The organism is Kitasatospora sp. NPDC059803 (assembly GCF_042732255.1).
GTDB lineage: Bacteria > Actinomycetota > Actinomycetes > Streptomycetales > Streptomycetaceae > Kitasatospora.
In genome coordinates this window covers 3,949-7,334 of sequence record NZ_JBHWIJ010000377.1, presented here as the reverse complement: position 1 = coordinate 7,334, position 3,386 = coordinate 3,949, and the positions used below count along the sequence as shown (strand labels likewise).

Annotated in this window: 2 protein-coding genes; one reads left to right on the top strand and one right to left on the bottom strand. The window is 71.4% G+C overall.

Annotation, left to right across the window (positions count from 1 at the left end; genetic code table 11):
* Positions 1-171: 171 nt before the first annotated feature.
* Positions 172-2,307 carry an alkyl/aryl-sulfatase gene (locus ACFV6I_RS35840; RefSeq protein ID WP_380430116.1) on the bottom strand — a complete coding sequence of 712 codons (2,136 nt, stop codon included), beginning with the start codon at positions 2,305-2,307 and terminating at the stop codon, positions 172-174.
* A 283-nt stretch (positions 2,308-2,590) separates the two neighbouring features.
* Between ACFV6I_RS35840 and ACFV6I_RS35835 the strand changes: the two genes are divergently transcribed.
* Entirely contained in the window at positions 2,591-3,190 is a 600-nt protein-coding gene (locus tag ACFV6I_RS35835; protein ID WP_380430113.1) for a hypothetical protein, read from the top strand.
* The last annotated feature ends 196 nt before the right edge of the window (positions 3,191-3,386 follow it).

The window sequence follows — 3,386 nt, the reverse complement described above, 5'->3', positions numbered from 1 at the left end:
CGATGGTACTGCAGGGGGGACCCTGTGGGAGAGTAGGACGCCGCCGAACAATCATTCACAGAGAACCCCCATCCGGGAAACCGGATGGGGGTTCTCTGCATTTCCGGGGCTTTGGGACTTCAGGGCCTCAGATCGGATCGAGTCGGAAGATCGAAGGCGCCCCCTCGCCGTTTACCGGGTGGGCGGGGTGACGATGGGGAACTTCGGGTCGGGGAGGGTCAGGGTGGCGAAGACGGCGTCGGCCGCCTGCTGGGCGTTCGCGCCCGCGAGGGTGATGCGCTGGTCCTGGACGGCCTGGTCGAAGTTGTGCCGGAAGCCGGGGGTCTGGGCGAGGTCGTCGAGGGTTTGGCGGCTGAGGGTGATGGTGGCGTCCGGCACGTCGACGAGGCGGTCGCCGCCGGCCACGTAGACCAGGACGCCGTTGCGCAGGGTGGTGGTGCAGGTGTCGCCGGTGTCGGTGAACACCCAGTTCAGGGTGATCGGGAGGCGGTTCCGCTCGGCGGCCGTCGGTCCGTCCACGCTGCGGGCGAGGGCGGAGAAGAACTGGTCCAGGGTGGTGCTGCGGATCAGGTCGGCGGAGGTCTGGCTGGTGATCAGCGGCTGCGGGCCGAGCACGACCTCCTGGGCGCCGGTGAGGTAGGCGTTGCGCCAGGTGCCGTTGGCGCTGCCGTAGCCGAGCTGGGTGAAGACCTTGGCCTGGAGCTGCTTGGCCCGGGCGACCTGCGGCTCGGCGAGCGGGCTGCCCGACTCGGCGGCGGCGCCGAAGATGACGTGGTCGAGGAGTTCGGCGGCCCAGCGGAAGCCGTCCGTGGTGTCGGTGTCGTAGGCCCGCTGGGCCGCCGTGACGACGGCCTCGGCGCCGCCCATCGCCTCGACGTACGCCGCGCCGGCCTTGACGGGCGGGAGTTGCCACAGGTGGGCCGGGTTGGCGTCGTACCAGCCCATGTACCGCTGGTAGACCGCCTTGAGGTTGTGGCTCAGCGAGCCGTAGTAGCCCTGGTTGTACCAGTGGTCGTCCAGGCCCGGCGGGAGGGTCTCCAGCTCCTCGGCGATCTCGATGCCGGTGCGGCCGGCGTTGATCAGCCGCAGCGACTGGTCGTTGAGGTAGCCGTACATGTCGCGCTGGGTGTTGAGGAATTCGAGGATGCGGGCGTTGCCGGGCGCGCTGCCCTCGCCCGCCTCGCTCCACATCGGCCAGTGGTGCGAGGCGAACAGGACGTCGGTCTCCTTGCCGAAGGTCTGGATCGCCTCGGTCAGGTACTTCGACCACGCGTGCGCGTCCCGCACCTGGGCGCCCCGCAGGCTGAGGATGTTGTGCATGGTGTGGGTGGCGTTCTCCGCGATGCACAGGGTCCGGGCGTCCGGGAAGTAGATGTTCATCTCCGCCGGGGCCTCGGTGCCCGGCGTGAGCTGGAACACCATCTGCACGCCGGCCAGGTTGAACTGGTACAGCCCCGGCCGCCAGGGGATGACGTACGTGCTGTCGCTCCACTGGTCCTTGGGGACCGGCTGGTGACGGGGCCCGCCGATGTAGTCGGTCGGCGGGATGAGGGTCACCTCGCCGGTGGAGATGGTCGTGCCCAGGCCCGAACCGACCTGCCCCGTCGGGCTCTTGTCCAGCTGCGCCGCGTACATGTACTGCGCGCGCCGCGCCATCGCGGGGCCCGCGTAGACGTTCTCGCTGATCGCGTGCTCCAGGAAGCCCTCCGGCGCGACCACGGGGACGCCCGGCTCCAGCGGGTCGCCCTGCTCGGCGAACAGGCCCCGGGAACCGCCGAAGTGGTCGACGTGGCAGTGGGTGTAGACGACGCCGAGGACGGGCCGCTGCTCCCGGGTGAGCTCGGCCCTGTCCCGGAACAGCCGGAGCGCGGCCTGCGCGGTCTCGTAGCAGGCCAGCGGGTCGATGATGACCAGGCCCGCGTCGCTCTCGATGATCGTCATGTTCGACAGGTCGTAGCCGCGTACCTGGTAGATCCGGTACGCGGGACAGCTCGTGACGTGGAACAGCCCGGCGATGGCGGTGAGTTCGCCCTGCCGGTGCAGGCTGCCGTTGACCGTGGGCATCTCGGTGCGCAGGTCCGGCTGGAGGAACTCGTACGCGGTGAAGTCCCAGACCACCTCCGACGGGTTCTTGCGGGACATGATGACGGGCACGTCCGGCGGGGCGATCATGAACCGGCTGGCGTCGGCGAAGTCCCGGCCGTCCTTCTCGTCGGCGATCCTGGCCGCCTCGGCGGCCTTCCGGTTCGCTTCGGCGGTGGCGGGCGTGGGCTCGATGGGCTCGGTGTACGAGGACGTTCCGGACATGGCGAAGCCACCTCCATGGGTAGGTGAGGGAACCGCCGCACCGCGGCAGGGCAGTCACGCTATGTGTGTATACGACTACAGACAAGGGGGTGATCTAGCCATCGCCCTGACCTGAACCTGTCGGCAAAATGTTCGATGGGCGTGCTGCCCTCGGGCTCCCACGCCCCCTGACGTGCACTGTCGTGCCCGCCGTTCGAACCCGGGAGGGGGTGTCGGCCGTGATACCGGCCGAGGCCGGTCGGCGGTCGGCGGTCGGCACGAGGACGGATGGAGGAGGACAGCGATGGCCTGGTATCAGGGGCGGAGCCGGATCACGGTGACGGCGGTGGAGGGGCAGTGGCCGCAGCGGGCGGTGGTGACGGTGCGCGGCGGCCGTCCGGTCGAGATTCCCGGGACGGTCGGGGCGAGCCACCTCGTGGACGCCGAGCGCTGGGAGCTCGACCTGGAGCACCGGCGCGAGGGCGAGTGGTGCCCCAACATCCGCGCGGTGCAGGGGCGCTGGCAGGAAGTCCGGGGCGTGCTGACGCAGCTGGTGCACAGCCGCAACCGGGACGGGGGCGGTGACCGCAGCGACCGGAACCTGGTGCTGCGGATCGAGCGCGTCGAACCGGGCGACGGCGCGCCCGTGGGCGTGGCCGCGCAGGGCCGCGCCACCGCGCCGCGCACCTCGGCGGGCCAGTCGGCGGCGTCCGGGGCGTCGGCCCCGCGGACTTCGGCCGCGCCGGTGCGCGGGACGTCGACCACCTCGTCGGCGCCGACCGTGCGGACCAGCGGTTCGGGGACCGGATCGGCCGGCCCGGCCCCGTCCGCTCCGTCGCGTGCGGTGACGTCCACCGGGGGCACGGCGACCCGGCCCTCGACCGGCAGCTCCTGGCAGGGCTGACGGGCGTTCTGAGCTGACGGATTTCCTGAGCTGACGGATGTCCTGAGCCCTGAGTCCGCCCGCGTTCCGGCGCGTGGCGGATCCGCGGGGGGGCCCCCCCCCCCCCCGGGGCCGCGGGTTTTACACGCAAGAGGGGTAGAAGGGCCCCCCCCCCCCCCCCCCCAAGACCCACGGGGCCCCCCCCCCACGATGCCCC

What these genes read in the sequence shown, in the direction of transcription:
- ACFV6I_RS35840 (WP_380430116.1), bottom strand. Translation starts at nt 2,307, where the DNA reads ATGTCCGGAACGTCCTCGTACACCGAGCCCATCGAGCCCACGCCCGCC.
- ACFV6I_RS35835 (WP_380430113.1), top strand. Translation starts at nt 2,591, where the DNA reads ATGGCCTGGTATCAGGGGCGGAGCCGGATCACGGTGACGGCGGTGGAG.